General features: G+C 28.8%; 25 protein-coding genes and 3 tRNA genes. 14 read left to right on the forward strand and 14 right to left on the reverse strand.

Translation table 11 applies throughout. The annotated features are described in order from the left end of the window. Positions 1–4: 4 nt before the first annotated feature. From J2127_RS00995 to J2127_RS01010, 4 genes are all read right to left on the reverse strand, one after another. Positions 5–793: a class I SAM-dependent methyltransferase gene (locus J2127_RS00995; RefSeq protein WP_245326397.1), complete on the reverse strand. Its 789-nt coding sequence runs from the start codon at positions 791–793 to the stop codon at positions 5–7. Between the two features lie 106 nt (positions 794–899). Next, positions 900–1196: a hypothetical protein gene (locus tag J2127_RS01000; protein WP_209731592.1), complete on the reverse strand. Its 297-nt coding sequence runs from the start codon at positions 1194–1196 to the stop codon at positions 900–902. Positions 1197–1395: 199 nt separating this feature from the next. Beyond that, positions 1396–2379: a methanogenesis marker 2 protein gene (locus J2127_RS01005; protein WP_209731593.1), complete on the reverse strand. Its 984-nt coding sequence runs from the start codon at positions 2377–2379 to the stop codon at positions 1396–1398. A gap of 297 nt (positions 2380–2676) precedes the next feature. Continuing rightward, on the reverse strand, positions 2677–3924 hold the full coding sequence (locus J2127_RS01010) for a phosphoglycerate kinase (protein WP_209731836.1): 1248 nt from the start codon (positions 3922–3924) through the stop codon (positions 2677–2679). A 398-nt stretch (positions 3925–4322) separates the two neighbouring features. On the opposite strand from J2127_RS01010, the gene J2127_RS01015 reads away from it, so the two are divergent. Together J2127_RS01015 and J2127_RS01020 are read left to right on the forward strand one after the other, a co-directional pair. Continuing rightward, a complete protein-coding gene (locus tag J2127_RS01015) occupies positions 4323–4829 on the forward strand; it encodes a hypothetical protein (protein ID WP_209731594.1) in 507 nt (168 codons plus the stop codon). After that, positions 4829–5395 carry an adenylate kinase family protein gene (locus tag J2127_RS01020; protein ID WP_245326398.1) on the forward strand — a complete coding sequence of 189 codons (567 nt, stop codon included), beginning with the start codon at positions 4829–4831 and terminating at the stop codon, positions 5393–5395. Before J2127_RS01015 ends, J2127_RS01020 begins: the two co-directional genes overlap by 1 nt. 77 nt (positions 5396–5472) lie before the next feature. Here J2127_RS01020 and J2127_RS01025 read toward each other — a convergent pair whose 3' ends face one another. Both J2127_RS01025 and J2127_RS01030 read right to left on the reverse strand, forming a co-directional pair. After that, complete coding sequence (locus tag J2127_RS01025) at positions 5473–6951, reverse strand: tripartite tricarboxylate transporter permease (protein ID WP_209731595.1); 1479 nt, start codon at positions 6949–6951, stop codon at positions 5473–5475. A gap of 42 nt (positions 6952–6993) precedes the next feature. Next, positions 6994–7692: a hypothetical protein gene (locus tag J2127_RS01030; protein WP_209731596.1), complete on the reverse strand. Its 699-nt coding sequence runs from the start codon at positions 7690–7692 to the stop codon at positions 6994–6996. A gap of 503 nt (positions 7693–8195) precedes the next feature. Here J2127_RS01030 and J2127_RS01035 point away from each other — a divergent pair. The 5 genes from J2127_RS01035 (at position 8196) to J2127_RS01055 (ending at position 11485) form a co-directional block, all read left to right on the forward strand. Beyond that, positions 8196–8651 carry a cytochrome C gene (locus J2127_RS01035; RefSeq protein ID WP_209731597.1) on the forward strand — a complete coding sequence of 152 codons (456 nt, stop codon included), beginning with the start codon at positions 8196–8198 and terminating at the stop codon, positions 8649–8651. Positions 8652–8826: 175 nt separating this feature from the next. Then, on the forward strand, positions 8827–9297 hold the full coding sequence (locus J2127_RS01040; protein WP_209731838.1) for a YeeE/YedE thiosulfate transporter family protein: 471 nt from the start codon (positions 8827–8829) through the stop codon (positions 9295–9297). Positions 9298–9548: 251 nt separating this feature from the next. Beyond that, positions 9549–10136: a DUF3343 domain-containing protein gene (locus J2127_RS01045; RefSeq protein WP_209731598.1), complete on the forward strand. Its 588-nt coding sequence runs from the start codon at positions 9549–9551 to the stop codon at positions 10134–10136. Between the two features lie 208 nt (positions 10137–10344). Next, the gene (locus J2127_RS01050) at positions 10345–11193 is read left to right on the forward strand and encodes an NAD(P)H-hydrate dehydratase (RefSeq protein WP_209731839.1); all 849 of its coding nucleotides are present in this window, start codon (positions 10345–10347) and stop codon (positions 11191–11193) included. A gap of 217 nt (positions 11194–11410) precedes the next feature. Next, positions 11411–11485 (forward strand) — tRNA-Ile (locus J2127_RS01055). Between the two features lie 341 nt (positions 11486–11826). On the opposite strand, the gene J2127_RS01060 is transcribed toward J2127_RS01055, so the two are convergent. Then, positions 11827–12216, reverse strand: coding sequence for a hypothetical protein (locus J2127_RS01060; RefSeq protein ID WP_209731599.1), 390 nt, complete (start codon positions 12214–12216; stop codon positions 11827–11829). 38 nt (positions 12217–12254) lie between these two features. Continuing rightward, a complete protein-coding gene (locus tag J2127_RS01065) occupies positions 12255–12896 on the reverse strand; it encodes a haloacid dehalogenase (RefSeq protein ID WP_245326400.1) in 642 nt (213 codons plus the stop codon). Between the two features lie 655 nt (positions 12897–13551). On the opposite strand from J2127_RS01065, the gene J2127_RS01070 reads away from it, so the two are divergent. The 5 genes from J2127_RS01070 to J2127_RS01090 all read left to right on the forward strand — a co-directional run bounded on the left by J2127_RS01070 (position 13552) and on the right by J2127_RS01090 (position 17448). Then, positions 13552–14553: a 50S ribosomal protein L3 gene (locus tag J2127_RS01070; RefSeq protein WP_209731601.1), complete on the forward strand. Its 1002-nt coding sequence runs from the start codon at positions 13552–13554 to the stop codon at positions 14551–14553. Between the two features lie 162 nt (positions 14554–14715). Continuing rightward, positions 14716–15477, forward strand: coding sequence for a 50S ribosomal protein L4 (rpl4p, locus tag J2127_RS01075; RefSeq protein WP_209731602.1), 762 nt, complete (start codon positions 14716–14718; stop codon positions 15475–15477). Positions 15478–15696: 219 nt separating this feature from the next. Continuing rightward, a complete protein-coding gene (locus tag J2127_RS01080; RefSeq protein WP_209731603.1) occupies positions 15697–15957 on the forward strand; it encodes a 50S ribosomal protein L23 in 261 nt (86 codons plus the stop codon). Between the two features lie 203 nt (positions 15958–16160). Further along, positions 16161–16886 (forward strand): 50S ribosomal protein L2, encoded by a 726-nt coding sequence (locus tag J2127_RS01085; protein ID WP_209590227.1) that lies wholly within the window; start codon positions 16161–16163, stop codon positions 16884–16886. A 79-nt stretch (positions 16887–16965) separates the two neighbouring features. Next, positions 16966–17448: a 30S ribosomal protein S19 gene (locus J2127_RS01090; RefSeq protein ID WP_209731604.1), complete on the forward strand. Its 483-nt coding sequence runs from the start codon at positions 16966–16968 to the stop codon at positions 17446–17448. Between the two features lie 129 nt (positions 17449–17577). Here J2127_RS01090 and J2127_RS01095 read toward each other — a convergent pair whose 3' ends face one another. From J2127_RS01095 to J2127_RS01105, 3 genes are all read right to left on the reverse strand, one after another. Further along, on the reverse strand, positions 17578–17787 hold the full coding sequence (locus tag J2127_RS01095) for a hypothetical protein (RefSeq protein WP_209731605.1): 210 nt from the start codon (positions 17785–17787) through the stop codon (positions 17578–17580). Between the two features lie 108 nt (positions 17788–17895). Further along, a complete protein-coding gene (gene npdG / locus J2127_RS01100) occupies positions 17896–18582 on the reverse strand; it encodes an NADPH-dependent F420 reductase (RefSeq protein ID WP_209731606.1) in 687 nt (228 codons plus the stop codon). Positions 18583–18762: 180 nt separating this feature from the next. Next, a complete protein-coding gene (locus J2127_RS01105) occupies positions 18763–19641 on the reverse strand; it encodes a sugar phosphate isomerase/epimerase family protein (RefSeq protein WP_209731607.1) in 879 nt (292 codons plus the stop codon). A 222-nt stretch (positions 19642–19863) separates the two neighbouring features. Here J2127_RS01105 and J2127_RS01110 point away from each other — a divergent pair, with 222 nt between their 5' ends. Next, positions 19864–20460, forward strand: a complete 597-nt coding sequence (locus J2127_RS01110) for a FumA C-terminus/TtdB family hydratase beta subunit (RefSeq protein WP_209731608.1) — start codon at positions 19864–19866, stop codon at positions 20458–20460. 41 nt (positions 20461–20501) lie between these two features. Here the strand turns inward: J2127_RS01110 and J2127_RS01115 are convergent, their stop codons facing one another. The 3 genes from J2127_RS01115 to J2127_RS01125 all read right to left on the reverse strand — a co-directional run bounded on the left by J2127_RS01115 (position 20502) and on the right by J2127_RS01125 (position 22976). Then, positions 20502–21854 carry a signal recognition particle protein Srp54 gene (locus tag J2127_RS01115; RefSeq protein ID WP_209731609.1) on the reverse strand — a complete coding sequence of 451 codons (1353 nt, stop codon included), beginning with the start codon at positions 21852–21854 and terminating at the stop codon, positions 20502–20504. A 203-nt stretch (positions 21855–22057) separates the two neighbouring features. Continuing rightward, entirely contained in the window at positions 22058–22639 is a 582-nt protein-coding gene (locus J2127_RS01120; protein WP_209731610.1) for a UbiX family flavin prenyltransferase, read from the reverse strand. A gap of 252 nt (positions 22640–22891) precedes the next feature. Beyond that, positions 22892–22976: transfer RNA gene (locus tag J2127_RS01125), tRNA-Leu, on the reverse strand. A 244-nt stretch (positions 22977–23220) separates the two neighbouring features. Between J2127_RS01125 and J2127_RS01130 the strand changes: the two genes are divergently transcribed. Further along, positions 23221–23335, forward strand: a tRNA-Met gene (locus tag J2127_RS01130). Positions 23336–23359 lie beyond the last annotated feature (24 nt).

Raw genomic sequence — 23359 nt, forward strand, 5'->3', positions numbered from 1 at the left:
TATATTACTCCTTTTTTAGCTGAATTAATAAGAATTGACCGTTTAAATTTAATTTTGAGTTTAATTTAGATTTAGATATTTTATCATTATATCTTAAAGATAATTTAAGTACTTTATTTAATAAAAAATTTGGCAAAATCTTAAAGAGTGGGTGAACAAAATAAAAAGTTTCAAAATGCTCAATTTTTAAAGTCGAGACATTGTGATTTGATTTATTGTAATTCGATACATAATTTTTAAAAGTTCCTAGATTTAAAAGATTGTGTTTTACTTTCCAATCTGTGAATATATCCTCATTGATAGATGAATCTTTGTTTACAACAATTATTAATGCTGTACCATCTTTTTTTAATAGCCTTGTTAGTTCATTTAAAGCTTTAGTTACATTTACATGCTCTAGAACGTTTATACATAATATAGTATTTGCACATTCATTCATTAAGGGCAAATCTTCTATATTAGCACATAACAGATTATTAGAATTTATATTAGTATTATTTTTAAAAATATTCAACAGCTGTTGGGAAAAATCTATATATAAAGTATCTAAATCTTTTGTAAGATTATAAAAAGAACCATACCCGCAACCACAATCAATTATTGGTTCTTTCAATTTTAAAGTACCGTTTTGCTTGTTTTTATTAACAATATTAAAAATAAGATCTTCTTCGTGTTTCATTATACTTTTTACGTAATTTGGGTAGTTTTCTACCTTCCAATTATCATAAAAATCTTTTACATTTTCAGAATCATTTGAATTAATTTTTTGGTTATTTTTGTCTTTAATGCACATAATCTCACAAAAAATATGACATAATATAAATTAAATGTCAAATATTAAATATTATATAAAAATTATATAAAATTATATAAAAATATAGAAATTAATAGTATATTATTTAAATTACTTCACATTTTAAGCCATAAACTATAGTGCCTTCAGGAAATAAATTTTTAATTTTGTCGACTATTTCATCCCTATTTTCATCAGATATTGTTTCGTTATCGCCCAATTCTTTGTCTAATGAAAAGCCAGTTCTATGATAATAGGTATTTTCCATTATCATCGCCACTTCAGGGAATTCTAACGAAACTACCCTAGATTCCTCGCCTAAAATGCCAACAATATCTTTCAAGATATTTTCAAAATCAATTATTTCTTTATTGTAAAAAACACCATCAATCATCAATTTCATAAAATCACCGAAATTTAGATATTTTAAATTATATTAATTGAGTTATAATTATTCTAAGAATAATTTAATGTATATTTGAATAAATCACAAGAATTTACAAACAATATTAAAAATAAAGTAATAATGTAATATAATATGTAAAAAATTAGAGAGTATGTTGAAAATTATTTTGGTATATTTTATTTTGGTATATTTTATATTAGCAACCACATATATATTCCTTTTCAAAATCATATAACAATTCTTTATCGTTTTTATCATTTGTTATGTAGTATTTTTTATCAGCCCTAACTTCCCCACATACTTCAGCGGTAATGTTTACATCTTCCAAAGTACGTTTTAATCCGTTAACATTGCTTTCATTCGTAGTAAATACGAAAGCACTACCGGGGTACATATTTAACCATTGTGACATTGGTATATCGTCATTTCTTGGTATTTTATCCACATTTACTGTTGCTCCTTTCTTTGAAACTTCCAAAAGCATTCCTAAAGTCCCCAAAGCTCCAGGATTACTTATATCTTTACAAGCGTTTGCAAGCTTATTTTCCCCTATCTCTACTAAAGACTTTAATTGAGACCTTACAAGTTGCTTAGATTTCATAGACGTTGTATCCCAGTTTAAAGAAAAGTCTTCGTGTGCTTTTCCATCTATATCATAAGCAAAAACTATTTTATCGCCTACTTTTGCAGAATCGCTTCTTAATACAGAATCTCTCCTAACAGTACCAGTTATTGAAATGTCTAATACATTACATTGTGCATCCGGGTGTGTATGCCCCCCAACTACAGGAATGCCGAATTTTTTAACACCGTCTTTTAAACCTTTTAAAAGGTCTTTTCCCATTTCTAAGTTTTTTATGCCGATTATATTAGTCATTCCAATTGATTTGCCCCCCATGGCTGCAATATCATTTGCATTTACTAGAACAGAACAGTAACCTGCCCAATAAGGGTTTTTTTCCAATAATCTTCCCCATATTCCATCAGCTGCCAAAAGAATTGCGTTTTCGTCGTCATAACCAATAATTGCTGCATCGTCCCCAAAATCAGCAATGATTTCAAAATCATAATCACAGTCTTCGGTGTTAAATTTAAAATTATTAACAACATTCTTTATTTCCTTTTTACGAGTTACTCCCTCAAAAGTCTTTACTAAATTAACTACGCTTTTTAAATCCATATAAAATCGCCCAATAATAGTTGATACTATCCGATAATTAAATTATAATTAATTATAATTAATTATAATTATTTATTCATTTTTTATCTAATATTCTTTTTTTCTTATTATTTATTAATCTATTGATTTAAAATAACTTTAGAAATTTTAAAAATATATGTAAAAAAATAAATAATATTATTTTAGGATATACTGTTGTTACATTTATTACATTTATTACATTATTTTGCAGTTATTGACACTATGAATATATTTTTAATTAATGATATTACTTTTTATCAAGTATTATATTATAATTTATTTATTATTATATTTTTCATAAGAATCTCTTAAGAGTTCGATAACTGGCAATTTTTTGCCGGAAAGATATTCAATACATGCCCCACCACCGGTGCTGATGTGGTCGATTTTGTTTGAAAGTCCTATTTTTTCAGTTGCTGCAGATAAGTGACCCCCACCAATTATTGAAAAAGCTTCTGAATTAGCTATACTTTCAATTAATGATTTAGTACCTGCCATGAAGTTAGGGTCCTCAAATACACCTGCGGGACCATTTGCTACAATAACTCTTGCATTTTTCAACTCTTCTTCATAAATTGCCATGGTTTTTCTACCCATATCGAATATTGGGTAGTTTATAGGGTCATTTTCATTTAATTCTCTTTCTACTCTTTCGTTGTTGATGTTTAAAGCAACATCTACAGGTGTCAATATTTTGTTTCCGTACTTGATTAATAATCCTTTTGCGATGTCGATTTGGTCCTTATAACCCATTTTTTCAATTGTATCAACATTAGCGCCGATATCATAACCTTTAGCTTTTAAAAATATATTTGCTACAATACCACTTGTTAAAACTTTGTCTGCGATATCTTTTTTAAGAACGTTGTCGATAACTTCGATACTATCGTCAGCTTTAGCGCCACCTACTGCGTATACACATGGTTTTTCAGGGTCATTTAATGCCTTGTTCAAACTTTGCAATTCTTTTTCTAAAATCCTACCTGCCAACATTGGCATGTAGTATGCAAAGCCTACTAAAGAAGGTTGAGCCCTGTGTGCTGCTGCAAAAGCGTCATTTATAAAATAATCAAAAAAAGGTGCCAATTTTGAAATTGCAATGGTATTTGCTTGCTTTTCAGGAGTTATATTTTCCCATTTCTTCCATTCTGACATGACTTCTTCTGCTAAAAATCTGAAGTTTTCAAGCATTAAAATCTCGCCACTTTCTAAGTTTTTGATTTCTTCGATTACATTAGTACAAATTATTGAATCGATAAATTTTACAGGATAGTTTAAAACTTCTGACAATTTTTTTGAGTGTTGCTCAAGCGATATGTAGTCATTTTTACCAGGTCTACTTTGGTGTGCGATAATAACTATCTTCGAACCTTTTTTAACTAAATCACATATTGTATCTTTACAAGCCTCTATTCTTGTAAGGTCGGTTATTTCCTTTGTCGAAGGGTCGATAGGGCTATTAATATCTACTCTTAAAGCTACAGTCTTATTTTTTAAATCAAAGTCATCTATCGTATAATACATATTATCGTCACCAATTACTTTATTATATTTTTTTGTATCTTGTATCTTGTATCTTTGTATCCTTATTTGTTGTATATTTTGTGTTTCTAATCGTTTTTTAATTTCGTTTTTAATAACATTCGCCATATTAATTTATGTTACTATGATATACCATTATAATAATTAAATCACTTATATATAATTATGTAGAATTGTATGAAAGTAAGATTAAAGATTTAATATTTTATTTTATACTCAGTATGATTTTTTAATAAATATAAAAATTCAATCAAAAAAGATATATAAAAATAAACATAAAAGATATATTGATTTCAAAAAAATTAATAATATAATCATATAATACTAAAAAAATGGGCATATATATAAGTTATTTAAATTCTAACCTTAGGAGGTTGAATATGTTAAGAAAAATAAAAAGAATATTTGTTGGCAATAAAGAATTACCTGCTCAAGTACCTATAAAAGAGGAAGAGTATGTTATATACGGAGACCAGAAAAAAGAATTAGCAACAAAATCTGATGAAATCCCTAAGCAAGCGATGATAGTAAGCGATGAAGTAAAGCCGGAAGTTCAAGAAACAGTGGCTGTTCCTGAAGAAAAAATAAAAATCGTAACTGAAAAAATAAACCCTAAAATGATAATAGCAAGGATAAAATCGCCTGAGGACTTTGAATACCTTAAGGATAGACTAAATAGGGAAATATATGATGTATTCATCATAAATCTTGAAGAAGTTCCTATTGAAGCTATTATTAAGCAATTCTCAGACTTTAGAAAATACCTTGAAACACTAGGCTATAACTTAGGTGGTTTAAGCGAAAATATCATATTAGCATACAGAGATGAAGTAGATTTGGATAAATACGTTTCAGATGCTATTGGTAAAAAAATGGTGGAACAATAATGATTGCAATAACTGGTACGCCAGGTGTTGGAAAATCAACTGTTTCAAAAGTATTTTGTGAAGTACAAGACTGTAATTTATATGATATAACCAAAATTGTTAAGGAAAATGGATTATATTATGAAAAAGATGAATCTTTAGATTCTTATGTTGTTAATTTCGATAAATTAAAAGAATTTTTTGAAAAGGAATTTATTTCCAATGAAAAAAATAAATCAAATAAAAGTGTTGTTATTGAAGGGCATGTTAGCCAACATCTTGAACTTGATTATGATTATATAATCGTACTAAGGTGCGAACCTAAAATCATTGAGGAAAGACTTAAAAAAAGAGGCTATTCGGAAAGTAAGGTTCATGAAAATGTTGAAGCAGAAATAATGGACGTTTGTTTGATTGAAGCATTGGAAAGTGCTCAAAACAATGAAAATATAAAAATTCATGAAATAGATTGTACAAACAAAAACCCGGATGAAGTAGTTAAGGAAATGATTACTGCAATTTCCACCAATAATTTAGCATATGGAACTGTTAGTTGGCTTGAAATGTATTTTGATTATTTACAATGATAATTAGATTTTTAAGTCCATTACTTTTATTTTTTATATTATTTTATATTAATTCGATATTAATTTCAGGTTATTTTTTAAAAATTTATTATGTAAAATAAAATTGTCGGATAAATTAAGTACGACATTAGTATTGAGGTATTTACTCTTTTATATAAACATAATAACCCCAAAACGGTCGATATAATAAATATTAATAAATTATAAATCATATTTTGACTTAAAAATGTTAATATCATGATAATTATCAAAATTCCAACTAATAAATACCCATACATTTTTTTATAATTCACTTTATCCTTAGTTTTTAAGAATATTTTTGAAATAGTTTTTGAAATTTTTAAAAGTATTATAAAACTTAACACTGTGGAAATCAACATAGCGCCTAAAAATTTAAAAAGTTCCAAATCGACATTTAAATTTTTTATTAGTTGTGCGGAACCACTCCTACCAACGCCGATAATCATTAATGCCCATATAGATAACATTTCATTTGATACGACAATCGCTCCTTGGGATACCAAAAAGTTTTCCAGGCTTTTTGATTGTTGATTCGCTTTATTCAATATATCTTCACCCATTAGCGATACACTAGTTAATTTATTATTACGACCAATGATTAAATTACGCATATTCTGTATTTTTTGTAAGAATAAGGCTAAGAAATAATTTATTTGAGAACCTCCAAATGCAGGGATTGCTATTCTAAAAAATCCCCCTATTGTCCCCAGTAATGAATAGTAGATATAATTTAAAATGGCTTTTTTTTCAAAACTTAGATTTTTGTTATTCTGGATATTATTGCCATTATTAGCGCTATTTCTTTTGTTTTTATTTTTTTTATTAGTATTATTATTAGTATTATTATTATTATTATTATTATTATTATTTCGATTATAATTTCCAAATAATATATTGTGAATTAAAATTGGTACGCCAAACATTCCTGTAAAAACCAAGGTTAGTGTAATATCAAATGAAGGATTGAACGATAATGTATAAACACCCAAAAAACCGGCACATAACGAGATTATGAAAGTCCATAACTTATTTTTTTCCGTCGAAATTGCCAAAATTAACATGATTGTTAATATATAAGCCATATGATTTTTTAATCCATCGTAAGCGTTTGAAATAATTAAATAAATGTCCCGGTTATTAGAATTGATAAATTCAAATATTGAAGCAATTGAAAACAAGCACAATATAATTGTACTAGATAATAAAACACTTAATAATCCACCCAAACCAGATAAAAAAATACCTTGATGTGTATTTTCATTTTTAACATATTTTTGTAGTGCATTTACGGAAATTGCAGTTTCTGAATCTGGAACGCCAAAATAAGCGGTTGGAATATAATTTATAAAATAATGTGAAATAACCCATCCAATTAAAAAATAAATTATCAAATTGGTATCAATAGCATATTCGTAAATTAAAAAAGATATGGTCGGTAAAAAAAGGTTTGGATGAATTCCAATACATAAACCGGTGATTATTCCGCAAAATATACCTGTTAAAATGCTTAATATTTGGAATAATACGATATACAAGATTTCACCGGCTTAATTTTAGTAATGAGTTACGTGTTTAGTTTAATTATTACTATTACTATTACTATTACTATTATTATTATTATTATTATGTGATTTACAATAGCTACAGAGTTTATAATCATTATAAGTGTTATTTATATTTGAAATATTGAAATAAGTTTTATTTATTATTTTTTTACCATACGGGCAATTTTCTAAGGTATGATATACTTTTGAAGAAGATTTTAAACTAAGATATGCCAAAACTGACGATTCATTTTTATCGTTATTAGTATTTTTAGGATTATTTGTAGTATTATCGCTATTAATATCGTTATTTTTAGTATTATCGTTGTTACTGCGAATAACATTGTCATATGTTTGCGAACTATTTGCTTTGGAAATTATTTTTAAGTCATTCGTATTTTTTAGGTAAATTATATTGTAACCCATATAATTAGTAATTTTACCAATAACTTCTATTTTATCACCCAATGTGATATTACTATTATATATGTAAAGATTATACTCAGATTTTAAATTATTCTCCGGATAAATAATTAATGAATTTTTATAGTCCTTATTTTTCATGTTATTCATAAAATTTGTATATTTATCATTTTGGCATATTTTTATTTTATAAGTGGCTTTTTCAGAGATATAATCTACAAAATACACCGTTCCAGTAGTTTTTACATAATCTCCAGAGTTTAATTCTGATATACTTTTAACATCTGGTTCTAAAGTGATATTAATCAATAAAAAACCGGATAAAATCATTATAATACATAAAAATCTTATAAAATTATTATTCATAGAACCAACATCTAGCAATTTATCATAAGTTTAATAAGTTTATTTAGAGTTTAATTCCAAATTATCTCTTTTATTATATATTATATTTTTGTTGACATTAATAGATACATAATATATATGCTAAAAATTTATGAGTGGCCATATTGAGGTTAATGTGATATTTGTGTCAAATGTATATTAATTAATCTAATACCATTTTATACATTAGATTACCTAAACACTACTTTTATATATTATATCTGCAAAAATATTATTTGGCTATATTTGTTAAAATAACATATATACAATATAAAAAATAAATAGTTTTGATGAGTCTATTATCGAAATATTAAATTGTATTAGAACATCTAATATAATTATTGATATTAGATTAATTAATAATACGGTATCATTCGATACGTGAATTTCAATAAATTATAATGTTAAAAAATTTTTAAAGTGAAAAAATGAAAATTACACCGGGAAAAGTTGGATTATTTGCAGGATTTTCAGCAATAATATTGGAAACTATTTTTAAAGTTACGCCACCACCAGCATACGGTTTGTGTATTGCCTGCCACACAAGAGATTTAACAAATTGGATTGTTAATAACGCACTTGGAACCTCATTAGGTATGGCACCCGTTTCAAAAGCAATTCCTGTATTAACAGTAATTGGCGTAATTATAGGAGCTTTAGTAGCTGCAAAAGCAAATAACGATTTTAAATTAAGAACTACTCACAATATGACTATTGGATTTATTTTAGGTCTTTTGGTTATAAACTTTGCATTATTAATGGGAGGATGTCCTGTTAGAATGGCTTTAAGAACTGCTTACGGAGATGTAATAGCTTTAGTAGGTTTAGTATGTATAGCAATCGGAGTATACCTAGCTACAGAATTTTATTTAAAAAAGGCTTAACTATCAGTCTTAATTAGGTCTTAAATCTTAATTTTCTAGATTTTAGATGATTATTGGTTGAAAAACGTAATTCGTAAAAAAATAAAAAATAAAAAATATGATATAAAAAAATATAATATAAAAAATAAAAATTTCAAAAAAATTTCAAAATATGGTGAAAAGAATGTCAGAAGTTATAAACTGGCTTCCAGCAATTGGAACATTAATATTCGGAGCCATTATTGGATACCTCGGACAAAGGTCTGCACTCTGTTTCTGTGGTGGTATTCGGGACATGATATTAATCAAAGATAGCTGGCTATTTAAGGGTTTAGTTGGATTTATTGGAGGGGCTCTTGTAACTGCAATAGTATTCAGCTTATTAGGTCAATTACCTACATTCCCATGGATAATTACAAAAGGACTTACCGCAATACCTGGAGATGCTGCAGGTAATCTCGGATTAATGCCTCACTTAATAGTTACCGTTATTGGCGGTATTGGCGTTGGTATCATATCAGTTATTCAAGGTGGCTGTCCATTTAGAAACTTAGTTATGGCTGGAGAAGGAAACAAAACAGCTATTGCTTACGTATTTGGTATGGTTGTAGGAGCAATTATATTCCACCAGTGGGTTGTAGCATTGGTTCAATCAATTTTAGCATAAAACCGCTGAAAAAAATAAAAAAATAAAAAAATATATAAAAAATATCCCTATTTTATTCTTTTTAGAACTTAAATCTATAAAATTTCGTAACTTTTTTTATGAATAATCACTCATATAATATAAAATAACATATTTAATATATAATGCGGTAATGTACTAAAATAGAGTTTTATAAAGTTATATAAAATTACATAGCATTGCTAAATATATTTTATTATTTACTATAGTACATGTGTCATCTGGTGAAAATTATGATACTTAAAAAATTAAAAAATATCATGTCCAAATCTGAATCAAAAGATGATAATAATTCCAAAGATAAAAAAAGCGAAAAATTATCTGGAAAAGGATTATTAATTTTTAAAAATGTTAAGGATACAATAAACTCTGAAAAAACTCTGAAAAAGAAAAATTATGAGATTAAAGTGGTTGCACCCCCTGCAGAAGTTAGAGAAGGCTGTGACTTGGCATTGCAGTATGAAATAATAGAAAATGTTGAAATAATAAGAGAATTAAAAAACAACGGTATTGAAGTAGTTAAATCTATTTCCCTTGAAGAAACTATGTTACAACCAATCGAACTTGTAAAAATTAAGAAGATTGGCGAGCATACGATGTATAGGTCTGGCAACATGAAAATAACATTGGATAAAAATGGCATAATATCCAATATTTCTGGAGGAGGTTGCCCCGATGTACCATATTTAACAATAAATTTGATGAATAGGCATATCTCAAAAATTCCTGAAAACGAGTATCCTAAAGAATTGGGGTATTCTTTATGTGCATATACACTCCATAAGGCATTTGAAAAAGCTAAAACACATAAACAAAATTAAAACGATAAGGCAATAAACATAAAATCAATTGAACATATTGGTTAAACCTATTGATTAAAATAAATTAAATAATATATTATCTATAATATGTAATCAATTATACTATAATATGGATAACAATTGAAAAAAATAAAATTAAAGTGCTAAATTATTAAAATATATTTAAAAGACATGTAGGGATATCATGGAAGATAATAAATTCTCCGAAATGGTTATTGCAGGAACTATTCCTATCAAAGGGTTGGGACTTACAAGAGGGAACGTTGAAATTTCTTTTGATAATATAAGATTCTACAATGAGAACATTCCCGAAAATACTGTTCAAATACCTATTTCTATGGGTACTGCTACACTAGTGGCTTCTTGTTACAAAACACTTCAATATTTTAATAGAAATAATGAATTAGTTGCAATTTTAGCTGGCGATATTGGCGATGGAGAAGGTAGCGCCAAAATATATGAAGAAATCAGCAGATTAAACAACAAATTCCTCATAGTACATTATATAAAGCCTAAAATATCTGAAATAACTAAAATTGATTTTAAAAGAAATTTCGTAGTTGGAGATGCCGGTGGAATGTACGCAGGGAAAGCTGCAGGCATAGGCGATAACTTTAAGTTATTTTTGCCAGATGTTGGAGAATTAGCATTTTTAGCAGATAAGGATTCATCACATCCTGCATATGTTAGGGGTTTTATATCTGAAGTCGATGATTTAGATGTAGTTAAACTAATAAAAATGGCATATGAAACAGGTAAAATGCCTGATAATATGGTTATAAAAGGCGAAACTGATTACATTGTGCAGAAAGGAGAAATTATGGCCACAGTTTCAGAGCCAAAACATGCAGCTATGGAATGTATTGGCGGTACGGGCGATAACCTAACAGGTATTATTTCGGGATTAATCTACTGTGGATATGAAATATCTGAAGCTTGTACGTTGGGCTGTATGGTAAATAGAGAAATTGCGAATATGGTTACACCCACTCCAGACACTAAAATCAATGAAATAATTGAAGCAATACCTGATGCGTTAAATAAACTTATAAAGTAAAAACTAAAAAAAATTAAAAATAAAATTATAAAATTCATATTTTTTTAAGTTGAATTTGTGTATTCGTATAAATTAACCTAAAATTGCTTATTTTGTAAAAAAACATTAAATTTAAATTTATTAATGATAAAAAGCTTTATATAGTATAAACGCATAGTTGAATTTGCGTTTAAGATGAAAGGTAAAACAAGAAATCTTAAATCATATTTGGAACATTAGGACAGTGGCTCAGCCTGGTTAGAGTGCTCGGCTGATAACCGAGTGGTCCGGGGTTCGAATCCCCGCTGTCCTACTTTTTATTTTAGGCAGATATATTTATAGATTTAAATTTATTAATTATTTTTATAACAATTAGTTTTGAAGGATAATAAATAAACTCATAGGGCAATTAAATAGTTAGATATCTTACAAATCGATAATTATTAATATAATAAAGTTATATGCTACTGTATAAAAAAATAATTATCTAATAATTAAATAAATATTATTATCGTACTCTAACAATAACATAACTATTAATATAATTATTAAGGAACACCCCTATTTTTTGATACAATCCCCCCCTTAAATTTTTTTTATTTTAAAAATGATTAAAAAGATAAAATAAAAAGATAAAAAAGATAATATTCTATTTTAAAAGTTTCCTAAAAGATATATAAGTTCAGAAACACTTATTATACCAGTTAAAAGTGCCATTAACGTCAGAGTTATAAGTACGACATTTAAAACTATGAATCTAATTAAATATGCAATAATTGCTTTTTTCCAAGTTGTATTGGCTTCCTCTTTTATTAAATATACGATTACTAACACGCCTCCAAATAAACCAATAAATGGTATGAACATTAACAGTATGGAAGCTATTGAGCTATATATAGAAATTTTTAAAGATTTTAAAAAGTTTAAATCTAGTTTTGTTAATTTTGCACCTGCTAGTGTTGAGAGTGTATCAATAAGAGTGTATCCAAGTACTATTGCTATACCTAAAACTCCCATTATTGAGATTATATAAAGTATATCCATTTTACCACGATTCTACGATTTTGATTTTATTTTTGATTTTACTTCTGCAATTTTTTTAATTCATTTCTTAGTTTTAAATTTTCAATAAAATTAACAAAATCACCGTTTGTTTTTTCCACTAAACTTCTTGAAACATCTTGTTTTCTTCTTAAATTATCAATAACGTGATAATAGTCAAATTTCATGATAAAATCATATAAAACTTCCATTGTTTCATTATAAAATTCTGCATCATCTTTGTTATCTTTAGAAATGCAGTCCAATACTTTTCTACGGAGCTCCCCTATTGCATCACATAATCCCAAAATGTAACTTTCTTTTGATAGAGTTTCACATTCTTCCTTTAATTCCGCGTATGTTGGTACTTTCTTATATGTTGTTATTAAATGGTATGCTTTTGCCTCGACGTATTCCTGTTGAGGGGTACCCAAATATTTTCTAAATTCTGGAAACTCTGTTGTATGAGAATATAAATTGTTTAAATCCGTTGTTAATTCATTAAATGATACTTCTTCATCTTTTTGAATTTTTCTAATAACTATCCCACAATTTCTTACGATTTCTCTTGAGAGTTTTAATATTTGTTCTCTTTTTAAATCTTTATATTCAAAGAAATCTATAAGTTCTTCTTGATTACTAAATTTATCTGAGTTCTTTAAGTTTTTTAAGTTTTTTTCCAAAATAACACCCATTGTTTATTTTTATTATTATTTTTCAAGTTTTTATGTCTTGTTTGGCATTAATGAATTTTAACATATTATGATATTAACATATGATACTAAAATTTATATAATATATTTACAGATATTTACATCTCAATTGCAACTATGTTTTAAGTTTATTTATATATGTATTTTCAACTACTTTAGACGAGTTAACGAATTTTTATATAATTCTATCAAAATACTATATTATAGATAGATATTATCTAAATATTAACATAAAAATTTGAATTAGATATTGTATAATCCTTTTGAGTAAACTATATATATTGTGATACTCTACATTGATAGAGCAACTATATGGAAAACCTGAAAAGGCGTGAGCCATTAATAGGTTGCTTTTATTTTGCAATATTTTAAATATCTATACTATATAATATGTTAAAATATTTGAAAATAAACTTTCAAAAACTTAAAACACTTGAAAAGGCTAATTATATAAACTTATTATACTATTTAGCCAGTTACTGTATATTTTATAGGTGTAAACACGCAATTTCATCGATAGTGAAATATCGGATAAGTATGCAGTAATATCAAAAAGTAACTAATAACAATAACTGACGATAACCTAATAATTACACTATGGGGTTAATTATAAGGAGGTTAGAATATGGGTATGAAAAAAAATAGACCTCGTAGAGGTTCTTTAGCATTTAGCCCAAGAAAAAGAGCTAAAAGAATCGTTCCAAAAATCAGGTCATGGCCTGTTGACGAAAAAGTGAGACTCCAAGCTTACCCTGTATATAAAGCTGGTGTAACACATGCTTTATACGTTGAAAACAACCCAAAAAGTCCAAATGCTGAACAAGAAGTAGCATCCCCAGTAACTGTTTTAGAAACTCCAAATATCACAATCGCTGGTATCAGAGTTTACAAAAAAGATACAAACGGATTAAAAGTATTGACAGAAGTTTGGGCTCCTGAATTAGACCAAGAATTAGCAAGAAAATTGACTGTAGCTAAAAAAGAATTGAAATCAGTTGATACATTAGACTCAGTAGTTAACGAAATCGTTGATGTAAGAGTTATTGTATACACAGTTCCTAAAGAAACAGCAATTGCTAAGAAAAAACCTGAAGTAGTTGAAATTAGAGTTGGCGGTAGCACTGTTGACGAAAGATTAAACTATGCAAAAGGTATCCTCGGTCAAAAATTGTCAATCAACGACGTATTTGAAGCTGGAGAAATCATCGATACAATAGCTGTAACCAAAGGAAAAGGTTTCCAAGGTTCAGTTAAAAGATGGGGCATCAAAGTACAGTTCGGTAAACACCAAAGAAAAGGTGTAGGTAGACACACAGGTTCAATCGGTCCTTGGAGACCAAGAAGAGTTATGTGGTCAGTACCTTTACCTGGTCAGATGGGTTTCCACCAAAGAACTGAATACAACAAGAGAATATTCAAAATTGGTGCAGAAGGAACAGAAGTTACACCTAAAGGTGGATTCTTAAACTACGGTGTACTTAAAAATGGATACGTTTTAGTAAAAGGTACCGTTCAAGGTCCTGCTAAAAGATTAGTTATGTTAAGAGGAGCTATCAGAGCACCAGTTGACAAATTCGGATTACCTGAAATTACATACATCAGCACCGAGTCAAAACAAGGAAACTAATCGGATAACGTTTCGTAGATAAATGAATAGAAAATAAATAAAATTGAATTATAATTGATATAATTAACTATAATTGAATTATTTATGATATATTCATTAATGCTAAGAAGAAAATTCATTAAATCAATCACCTATAAATAAAACACGAGCAGGTGTAAATTTATGAACGCAAAAATATTCAACTTAGATGGTTCTGAAAAAGGAGAAGTAGCAATACCATCCGTATTCAACACCGAATACAGACCTGACTTGATTAAAAGAGCTGTAATTTCATCATTGACCGCAAAATTACAACCAAAAGGTTCAAATTTATTAGCTGGTCACAGAACTTCTGCTAAATCAATCGGTAAAGGTCACGGTAGAGCAAGAGTAAGAAGAACCGCTCAAGGTGGTGCAGCTTTCGTACCTCAAGCAGTTGGCGGTAGAAGAGCACACGGACCTAAAGTAGAAAAGATTTTATTAGAAAGAATCAACAGAAAAGAAAGATTAAAAGCTTTACAAAGTGCTATTGCTGCAAGTGCAAACGTAGAAATTGTAAAAGCAAGAGGACACATCATACCTGATGTTCCAGCATTACCTTTAATCGTAAGTGAAGAATTCGAAAGTATTGTTAAAACAAAAGATGCTTTAGAAGTATTCAAAGCTTTAAAATTAGATGCAGACTTAGCTAGAGCTAAAGACGGTATCTCAATTAAAGCCGGTAGAGGTAAATTAAGAGGAAGAAAATACAAAAAACCAAGAAGTGTTTTGGTTGTTGTATCAAAAGCTTGCGATGCTGTTAAAGCTTCCAAAAACGTTGCAGGTGTTGACGTAATCACAGCTGATGACTTAGGTACTATGCACATAGCACCAGGTACTGCTGCAGGTAGATTAACACTCTGGACTGAAGGAGCTATTGAAGCATTAAGGGAAAAATTCGAATAATTACCATATTTAAATTTAATAATCTATTATTCGATTATATATCAATGGTTAAAAATTGCAAATTGCAACAAGTTGAATAAATCTGATAATTGTTAGGAATATAAAATAAAATAGAATAATATTCTATATTTAGATTATAAGACTATAAAATTAAATTAGATTTGATTTGTCTTAAAGTTTGCAATTATTTGGTCAAAGTAGACTTTGAGGTGAATGGCAATGGATGCCTTTGACGTAATTAAAACACCTATTATCAGTGAAAAAACAATGAAACTGATAGAGGAAGAAAACAAGATTGTATTCTATGTGGAAAGGAAAGCCACAAAAGAAGACGTTAAAAAAGCTATGAAAGAGTTATTCGAAGTTGAAGCTAAAAGCGTTAACACCGAAATAACACCGAAAGGACTTAAAAAAGCTTACATTACATTAAAAGAAGAATTTGATGCAAGTGAAGTAGCTGCAAACTTAGGTATTTACTAATTTTACTTAGCATTTTGCAAACATACGAACAAGGAAATTCAGATAATTCTATCCACAATAAGCGATGCAACCCGCAATGTTTATGAAAAGATGAAAACTTATTGAATTTCACCCTATGTGGTAAATCCTATCGTAAAAGATGAAAACAAGTAAAATCAGATTACTCAAACACACACTTGTAGATACAATCGATGGTGATATAAATGGGTAAAAGACTAATATCCCAAAATAGAGGTAGAGGGACTCCTAAATACACATCCCCATCTCATAAAAGAAAAGGAGCTGTTAAATACAGGTCATACGACGAATCAGAGAAAACCGGCAGTGTTGTAGGTGCTTTAATCGACGTATTACATGACCCTGGAAGAAGCGCTCCTGTTGGAAAAGTAAGATTTGAAAATGGTGAAGAAAGATTAGTTTTAATCCCTGAAGGTAAAAAAGTTGGGGATGAAATTGCTTGTGGTATCAGTGCAGAAATCAAGCCTGGTAACGTATTACCTTTAGCTGAAATACCTGAAGGTATTCCTGTATACAACATTGAAACTATTCCTGGAGACGGTGGTAAATTAGTTAGAGCTGGTGGTTGCTACGCTCACGTTGTTTCACACGACGTAGGAAAAACTATTATCAAATTACCTTCCGGATATCCAAAAGTTTTAAACCCATCATGTAGAGCTACAATCGGTGTAGTTGCTGGTGGTGGAAGAAAAGAAAAACCTCTTTTGAAAGCAGGTAAGAAATTCCACGCTTTAAGTGCTAAAGCTGTTGCTTGGCCAAGAGTTAGGGGTGTTGCAATGAACGCAGTAGACCACCCTTACGGGGGAGGTAGACACCAACACACAGGTAAACCTACAAGCGTTTCAAGACACACATCACCAGGTAGAAAAGTTGGTCACATAGCTTCAAGAAGAACTGGTGGCAAAAGATAATTGCGCTAATCAGTTAATCATTTATGCTTAAGATTAACAATTATAAAATAATTGATTATTATTACTAAGGTGAATAAACATGGCCAGACAAAAAAAGTTTAGTGGAAAAGGCGGCAAAAGAAAAAAGTCAACTAAACAAAATGTGGCTCCTAGAAGAAGAGTAGAATTCAAATACAAAGGATACACATTAGAACAGTTGCAAGAAATGCCTGTAAAAAAATTCATGGAGATAATTCCTTCAAGACAAAGAAGAACTATGAAAAGAGGAATTACTGCAAACCAAAGAAAATTGGTTATGAAAATTAAAAAGGCAAGAAAGCTCGTAAATAGAGGAAAAGAACCAAGAGTTATCAGAACACACTGCAGAGACTTTGTGATTACTCCTGAAATGATTGGTTTATCATTCGGTATTTACAACGGTAAAGCTTTCAAAGAAGTAAAATTAGTTGAAGAAGCTGTTGGTAGATTCATTGGTGAATTTGCACCAACAAGAGCTGTTGTTCAACACGGTTCCCCAGGTATGGGTGCTACAAGAGGTTCAATGTTCGTACCTATTAAATAAGGTACTTACATACCCAAATCTTTATTTTTTCAATTTTTAACTAAATTAAAACTAGTTTACTAGTAATATATTTTAAAGAACTATTTTTATCAAAAACTAAACTAAATTAAATTTAAAAAAAAGAATATTTTATAATATATTTTCATCATTGACGTCACTATTATCTTTTTTAATAAATTCTGACGATAAGATTATTAAAATAATTCCTACAAAATACCATAGAATTATATCAAATCCTATTTGAGGAACAAATATTATTGATAAGGGTATAAGTAATATCCCAAAATTCATGTATTTTTCTAAAAAGTTATCTAATTTTTTATTATCTAAATCAAACATATTCATCACAATTTAAGACTATTTAAGACTCTTTTAATATTGTTAACTTTAAACTATAATTTAAAATTAAAAAAAATTGAATTAAAAAAATGAGTTCATGGATTAATATTATAAATTCAATCCTGTTATTCTTAATCCTGTTCCTTTAGCTTTGTATTTAATATTTAATTGAACTAAAAGTGGGGTTATTTGTTCGATGTATCTTGAAATTTCTAATTTTCCACAATCGATTCCCCTAACACCATTGATTGTATTTGCAAGTTCTACAACAATTTTGTTTGCTTCTTTATCATCACCTGCAATCAAAACATCGCAGTCTATTGGGTTTTCCAAATCGCATAAACACTTATGACATACGTTGTGGAAACCACTTACAACAGTTGATTCTGGCAAGTAAGCTTGTACCATTTCAGCTACTGAACCTTGTGGGCAGGTTATAACCCTTGTAGGTTTGTCCCCAAATGCACTTGCTAATGGAACCATTAAAGAAACTACAATTTTACCATTTAAAACTTCTACTAAATCTTTTAATGTTGAAATAGTGTATTCAAAAGGTAATGATAAAATTACTACGTCTGCTTCTTTTGCAGCATCTAAATTTGTCATTGCGTTTATTGTTATTTTTGAAGTATTTGATTTTAAAGCATCTAAACGTTCCATTGCTTCTTTTGCAGCTTCGATTGCTTTTTCTTCTTTCCTTGAACCAATGATAACTTCATTATTTTCATTCATTGCAAATCTCATTGCTAGACCTAATCCTTGGTCTCCGGTTCCGCCCAATATTGCTACTTTCATAATTTCACCGATTAGTCTTTTTACTTAAAAATTAAATTATACTACATTCTATTTACGTATTAATTACATAATATTGTGTATTCAATATATAATTTACGGAAAATGGTAAAACTTGATAATTATTAATTTTCAGTCGAGATATTTTAGGTAATATTATTAATTGATATCTTTAAGAATATCTTAATTGATATCTTTTAAAATTTTTGATATTATATCCCTACTTTCAATTGCGTCTTCCATGCTTCTACATTCTAAACTATAAATTCCGTTATAATTAATGTCCCTTAGGTTTGTAAATACGGCTTCTAAGTTAATATTACCATCTTTTAGTTTAAGGTGTGAATCGTCGGTTCCATCATTATCATGGATGTGAGTGTGAACAATACCTTTTCCAATATTATTTAATTCATTCACATAATCTTCAGTATTTAAATTCGATAATTCTTTGCAAGTGTTAGCGTGACCAATATCAAAAGTTATACCTAAATTATTAGAATCGATTCCTTTTGTAAGTTCTGCCAATTCTTCAGGCGTAGTCCCCAAAACTCCGAAAAAATTAGGCATATTTTCTAAACCGATTGTTACATCGTACGTTTCAGCCACTTCAACTAATTTTTTTATTAAATCCCTATTGCTTTCAACTACTCGTTCCTTGTAATCTTTCCATAGATATGGAATATAGCCCGGGTGTACAGTTACGACTTTAGAGTTCGTTTTTGAAGCAAAGTCGATTGATTCGATTATACTATCTAGTGTAACTTTTGAAACTTTATTATTTAGTGAAGCAGGGTTTAAATCTGTAAAAGGTGCGTGAACAACAGTGTCCAAACTTTTTTGACATTTCATTTGACTATGCTTTAAATTTAAAATATTATCCATTTCACATTCTGCTTCCGCGTGAGTACCTTCAAAAACGATTTCCCATGAATCGAATTTATGTTGGCTTATTTTTTCTAAAGAAGATACTACGTTATCGTGTATATATACGAGAGATGATAATCCACATTTAGCGTATTTGCTTATGCTACAACCATTGGATTCGCCATTACTATTTTCCATGTTATCACTATCTAATTTTAAATAATAATTTCTAATATAATTATAATATAATTGTAATGTAAATTTAATGTAATTATAATAAATATCTGATTAAGGTAATAATTAAACTACATAATATAAAAATATATTAATAATATTAAATATTTTAGTGTTTTATTTATTATTAAACTATCAACTTATTGAGCTATTAAATTATTAAAAAATGATTACTCGGTGAAATTTATGCAATATTATTTAAAAACTCCAATTTCAAAAGAAGATATTAAAAAATTAAACGTGGGCGATATTGTCTACATATCTGGAAATATCTGCACAGGGAGAGATGAAGCCCATATTACTGCAATAGAAGAGGGAAAATCACCTGTTGATTTAAAAAACGGTGTAATATATCATGCAGGCCCCATAATGAGACAAAAAAACGATAAAAATGGCGAATGGGAATGTGTTGCAATTGGTCCGACCACATCTGCACGTATGAATAAAACCGAAAAAGAGTTTATAGAAATTACAGGCATTTCAGCTATTATTGGTAAAGGGGGCATGACTGATGAATTATTAGACGTTTTTAAAGAACATTCTGTCGCCTACTTATCTGCACCGGGGGGATGTGCAGCCTTACTTGCTGAAAGTGTTAAAAAAGTCAAATCAGTTTATAAAATAGAATTGGGAATTCCTGAAGCATTTTGGAGTTTAGAAGTTGAAAATTTTGGTCCATTAGTTGTTTCAATGGATAGCAATGGTCAGAGTCTATATAAAAATGTAAATAAAGATGTTGAAAAAAATTTAAAAAAAATAAAAGAAGTAAAAGGGTTAATTTAAATATCTATTTTTTTTATATTATATTATATTATATTATTATTTTATTCTTTGTACATGATTTGTCTCATGATTTTACCCATTTGACCGCCCATTTTTAGCATCTTACCACGTTTTAAGTTTGAGAAAGCATTTTTGGTCGTTTGATAGTATTTTAACAATTCCTTAACTTCCTCTTGTTTTGCTCCGGCACCTCTTGCAATTCTTTGCATTCTAGAGGTTTTTATCAATTCAGGGTTTTCTTTTTCTTCTTCAGTCATGGAATCCATTAAAATTTTATAACGTTTTAATTTTTGCTCAGTTAAGCTTGCTGCCTCTTTTGGCATTGAAGCACCCATTCCTGGTATCATACTTAAAATTTGCTTCATAGGCCCCATTTTGGAAATTGTTTCCAATTGCGAATACAATTCAACTAACGTAAACTTACCCTTAAGTATTGCTTCGATATCTTCTTCATTTGCGTCTTCTACGATATCATCGGTTTTTTCGAGCAAACTGTCTAAATCACCCATACCTAAAAGTCTTGATATGAATTTTTTAGGGTCAAATGTTTCTAAATCATCTACGCCTTCACCAGTACCTATAAATTTAATAGGAGCGTTTATTTCGGCTACTGCACTTAATGCACCACCACCTTTGGCAGAACCGTCCAATTTAGTAACTAAAATACTGCCTATATCCTCTACGGCATCCTTAAATGCTTTAGCTTGGTTTTTAGCCTGTTGTCCCAAAGTACCATCGATAACTAATATAATCTCTTTTGGGTTCAATTCGTCTTTTAATTCCTTCATTTCAGTTAAAAGTCCAGATTCTTCCTTATGTCTACCTGCAGTATCAATAATAAATACATCTGCTTTTTTTAACTTGTTTAAACCATCTTTTGCTATTTCGATAGGAGTTTTGGTTCTTGTTTCATCGCCATAAAGCGGAACATTTATTTTTTCAGAGAGTTGTTGCAATTGCTTGTATGCTGCAGGTCTGTAAACGTCCGCTGCAATCAAAGCTGGCTTCAATCCTCTTTTTTGAATTAATCTTGCTAATTTTGCAGAGCTTGTGGTCTTACCACTTCCTTGGATACCAACCAATAAGATAATTGACTTTTTTGAAGGATCCAAATCTAATTTTTGAGGTTCAGTTCCTATCATTTGTACGAGTTCATTGTAAACTATTTGAATGATATGTTCCTTTTTTGTTAAACCCTTTGGAGGAGTCTCTTCGATTGCTTTCTTTTCGATATCTTTACTCATTTTTAAAACAAGCTTAACATTAACGTCCGATTGGATTAAAGCTTTTTGGATATCCTTTATAACTTCTTTAATTAATTTTTTATCCACTAATGTTGCACTTTTTATTTTATTTAGTGCAGTTGAAATATTTTGACCTAATTTGTCAAGCATGATTTCACCATATGATTTATGAAATAATGATAATGATAATTTTATAATGATAATTTGATAAATTTTAGTAGGAATATATTATTCAATATATTATATAATTATAATGATATATTTTTAAAAAAAAAACAAAAAATCTTTAAAAAATACTTATAAATTTAAAATGTTTAAAAATATTTAAAAACGTTTATTTTAAAAGTATTAAATTATTCATCGCCCCAACGCTTAACTAAATTATTATTAATTCCCAAATTATCCAATATTCTCCCTACTGTGAAGTTTATAATATCGTCCACAGTTTTTGGAAAACTGTAAAATGCAGGTACTGGGGGCATTATTACCACACCTAATTTCGCTAATTTAGTCATATTTTCCAAATGAATTGCATTTAAAGGCGTTTCTCGAGTAATCAATACTAATTTTCTATGTTCTTTTAGACATATGTCACATACTCGCGCAATTAAATTGTCTGCGTAACCATTTGCTACTGCTGAAACCGATTTCATAGAGCATGGTACTACCACTGCAGAATCAAACTTATGAGAACCTGAGGCTATCGGTGCATAAAAGTCATCTTCATTATATATATTATCTGCTAATTTATAAAAATCGTCTATTTCCTGATTCAATTCATAATTTATTGTAGAAACACCCATTTTTGAAACTACTAATGAGGTAATTACCGATTTATCTTTTTTTAATTCTTCCAATAGTCTTTTTGCATAAATTGCACCACTTGCACCAGTTACACATACTACAATCTCTTTTACATCTTTTTTTGAGTTCATACTTTCAGCCCAATTTGTTATCATTTCATTTAGTATATTGAACCTAATTATAATCTAAATCAAGTTTAATAAATTAGATATTATTGTATAAATCTATAAAATTTATTTAATAAATAAATATCAACCATAATCATTAATTTCATTAATTTCATTAATTACGATAGTAAATTTAAGATAAAATACAATAAATACAATATAGTCACTTAATAATCGATAAGTTAATAATCTTAAAAAAGTCTTTTATAAAATATATGCGAGGGAAGGGATTCGAACCCTCGAACTCCTACGAGACTAGACCCTCAATCTAGCGCCTTTGACCAGGCTCGGCGACCCTCGCACTAAAACAGCTTATATGCCGATAGCATACAGCATGAGGTATATAAATTAATTGCATAGTCTAATCATATCTTTAAATATATATAGTTTTCGCTAAATAATCTAAAAATAAATATTTTGGATAATAAATCCATAAACTTATATATTTGGGTATTTTAGGTAATAGAAAACTATATATAGATGTTTTGAGTATGTTAAAGTAGCCAAGATGAATTAGTAGGATTACGATGAATATGTGGAGATTTGCCGAGGTGGCTTAGGCTGGTTATAGCGCTCGGCTCATACGGAAAATACCCAAGGATATAATTCCTTGGGTCCTGGGAAACCGAGAGGTCGGGGGTTCGAGTCCCCCCCTCGGCATTTTTTTATAGGCAAATATATCTA

It is taken from the genome of Methanococcus voltae, assembly GCF_017875395.1.
Classification (GTDB): Archaea; AGJL01; Methanococci; order Methanococcales; family Methanococcaceae; genus Methanococcus; species Methanococcus voltae_C.

Coding starts and splice junctions, on each gene's coding strand:
- J2127_RS00995 (WP_245326397.1), bottom strand. CDS start 793: ATGTGCATTAAAGACAAAAATAACCAAAAAATTAATTCAAATGATTCT.
- J2127_RS01000 (WP_209731592.1), bottom strand. CDS start 1,196: ATGAAATTGATGATTGATGGTGTTTTTTACAATAAAGAAATAATTGAT.
- J2127_RS01005 (WP_209731593.1), bottom strand. CDS start 2,379: ATGGATTTAAAAAGCGTAGTTAATTTAGTAAAGACTTTTGAGGGAGTA.
- J2127_RS01010 (WP_209731836.1), bottom strand. CDS start 3,924: ATGTATTATACGATAGATGACTTTGATTTAAAAAATAAGACTGTAGCT.
- J2127_RS01015 (WP_209731594.1), top strand. CDS start 4,323: ATGTTAAGAAAAATAAAAAGAATATTTGTTGGCAATAAAGAATTACCT.
- J2127_RS01020 (WP_245326398.1), top strand. CDS start 4,829: ATGATTGCAATAACTGGTACGCCAGGTGTTGGAAAATCAACTGTTTCA.
- J2127_RS01035 (WP_209731597.1), top strand. CDS start 8,196: ATGAAAATTACACCGGGAAAAGTTGGATTATTTGCAGGATTTTCAGCA.
- J2127_RS01045 (WP_209731598.1), top strand. CDS start 9,549: ATGATACTTAAAAAATTAAAAAATATCATGTCCAAATCTGAATCAAAA.
- J2127_RS01050 (WP_209731839.1), top strand. CDS start 10,345: ATGGTTATTGCAGGAACTATTCCTATCAAAGGGTTGGGACTTACAAGA.
- J2127_RS01060 (WP_209731599.1), bottom strand. CDS start 12,216: ATGGATATACTTTATATAATCTCAATAATGGGAGTTTTAGGTATAGCA.
- J2127_RS01070 (WP_209731601.1), top strand. CDS start 13,552: ATGGGTATGAAAAAAAATAGACCTCGTAGAGGTTCTTTAGCATTTAGC.
- rpl4p (WP_209731602.1), top strand. CDS start 14,716: ATGAACGCAAAAATATTCAACTTAGATGGTTCTGAAAAAGGAGAAGTA.
- J2127_RS01080 (WP_209731603.1), top strand. CDS start 15,697: ATGGATGCCTTTGACGTAATTAAAACACCTATTATCAGTGAAAAAACA.
- J2127_RS01085 (WP_209590227.1), top strand. CDS start 16,161: ATGGGTAAAAGACTAATATCCCAAAATAGAGGTAGAGGGACTCCTAAA.
- J2127_RS01090 (WP_209731604.1), top strand. CDS start 16,966: ATGGCCAGACAAAAAAAGTTTAGTGGAAAAGGCGGCAAAAGAAAAAAG.
- J2127_RS01095 (WP_209731605.1), bottom strand. CDS start 17,787: ATGTTTGATTTAGATAATAAAAAATTAGATAACTTTTTAGAAAAATAC.
- npdG (WP_209731606.1), bottom strand. CDS start 18,582: ATGAAAGTAGCAATATTGGGCGGAACCGGAGACCAAGGATTAGGTCTA.
- J2127_RS01105 (WP_209731607.1), bottom strand. CDS start 19,641: ATGGAAAATAGTAATGGCGAATCCAATGGTTGTAGCATAAGCAAATAC.
- J2127_RS01110 (WP_209731608.1), top strand. CDS start 19,864: ATGCAATATTATTTAAAAACTCCAATTTCAAAAGAAGATATTAAAAAA.
- J2127_RS01115 (WP_209731609.1), bottom strand. CDS start 21,854: ATGCTTGACAAATTAGGTCAAAATATTTCAACTGCACTAAATAAAATA.
- J2127_RS01120 (WP_209731610.1), bottom strand. CDS start 22,639: ATGAACTCAAAAAAAGATGTAAAAGAGATTGTAGTATGTGTAACTGGT.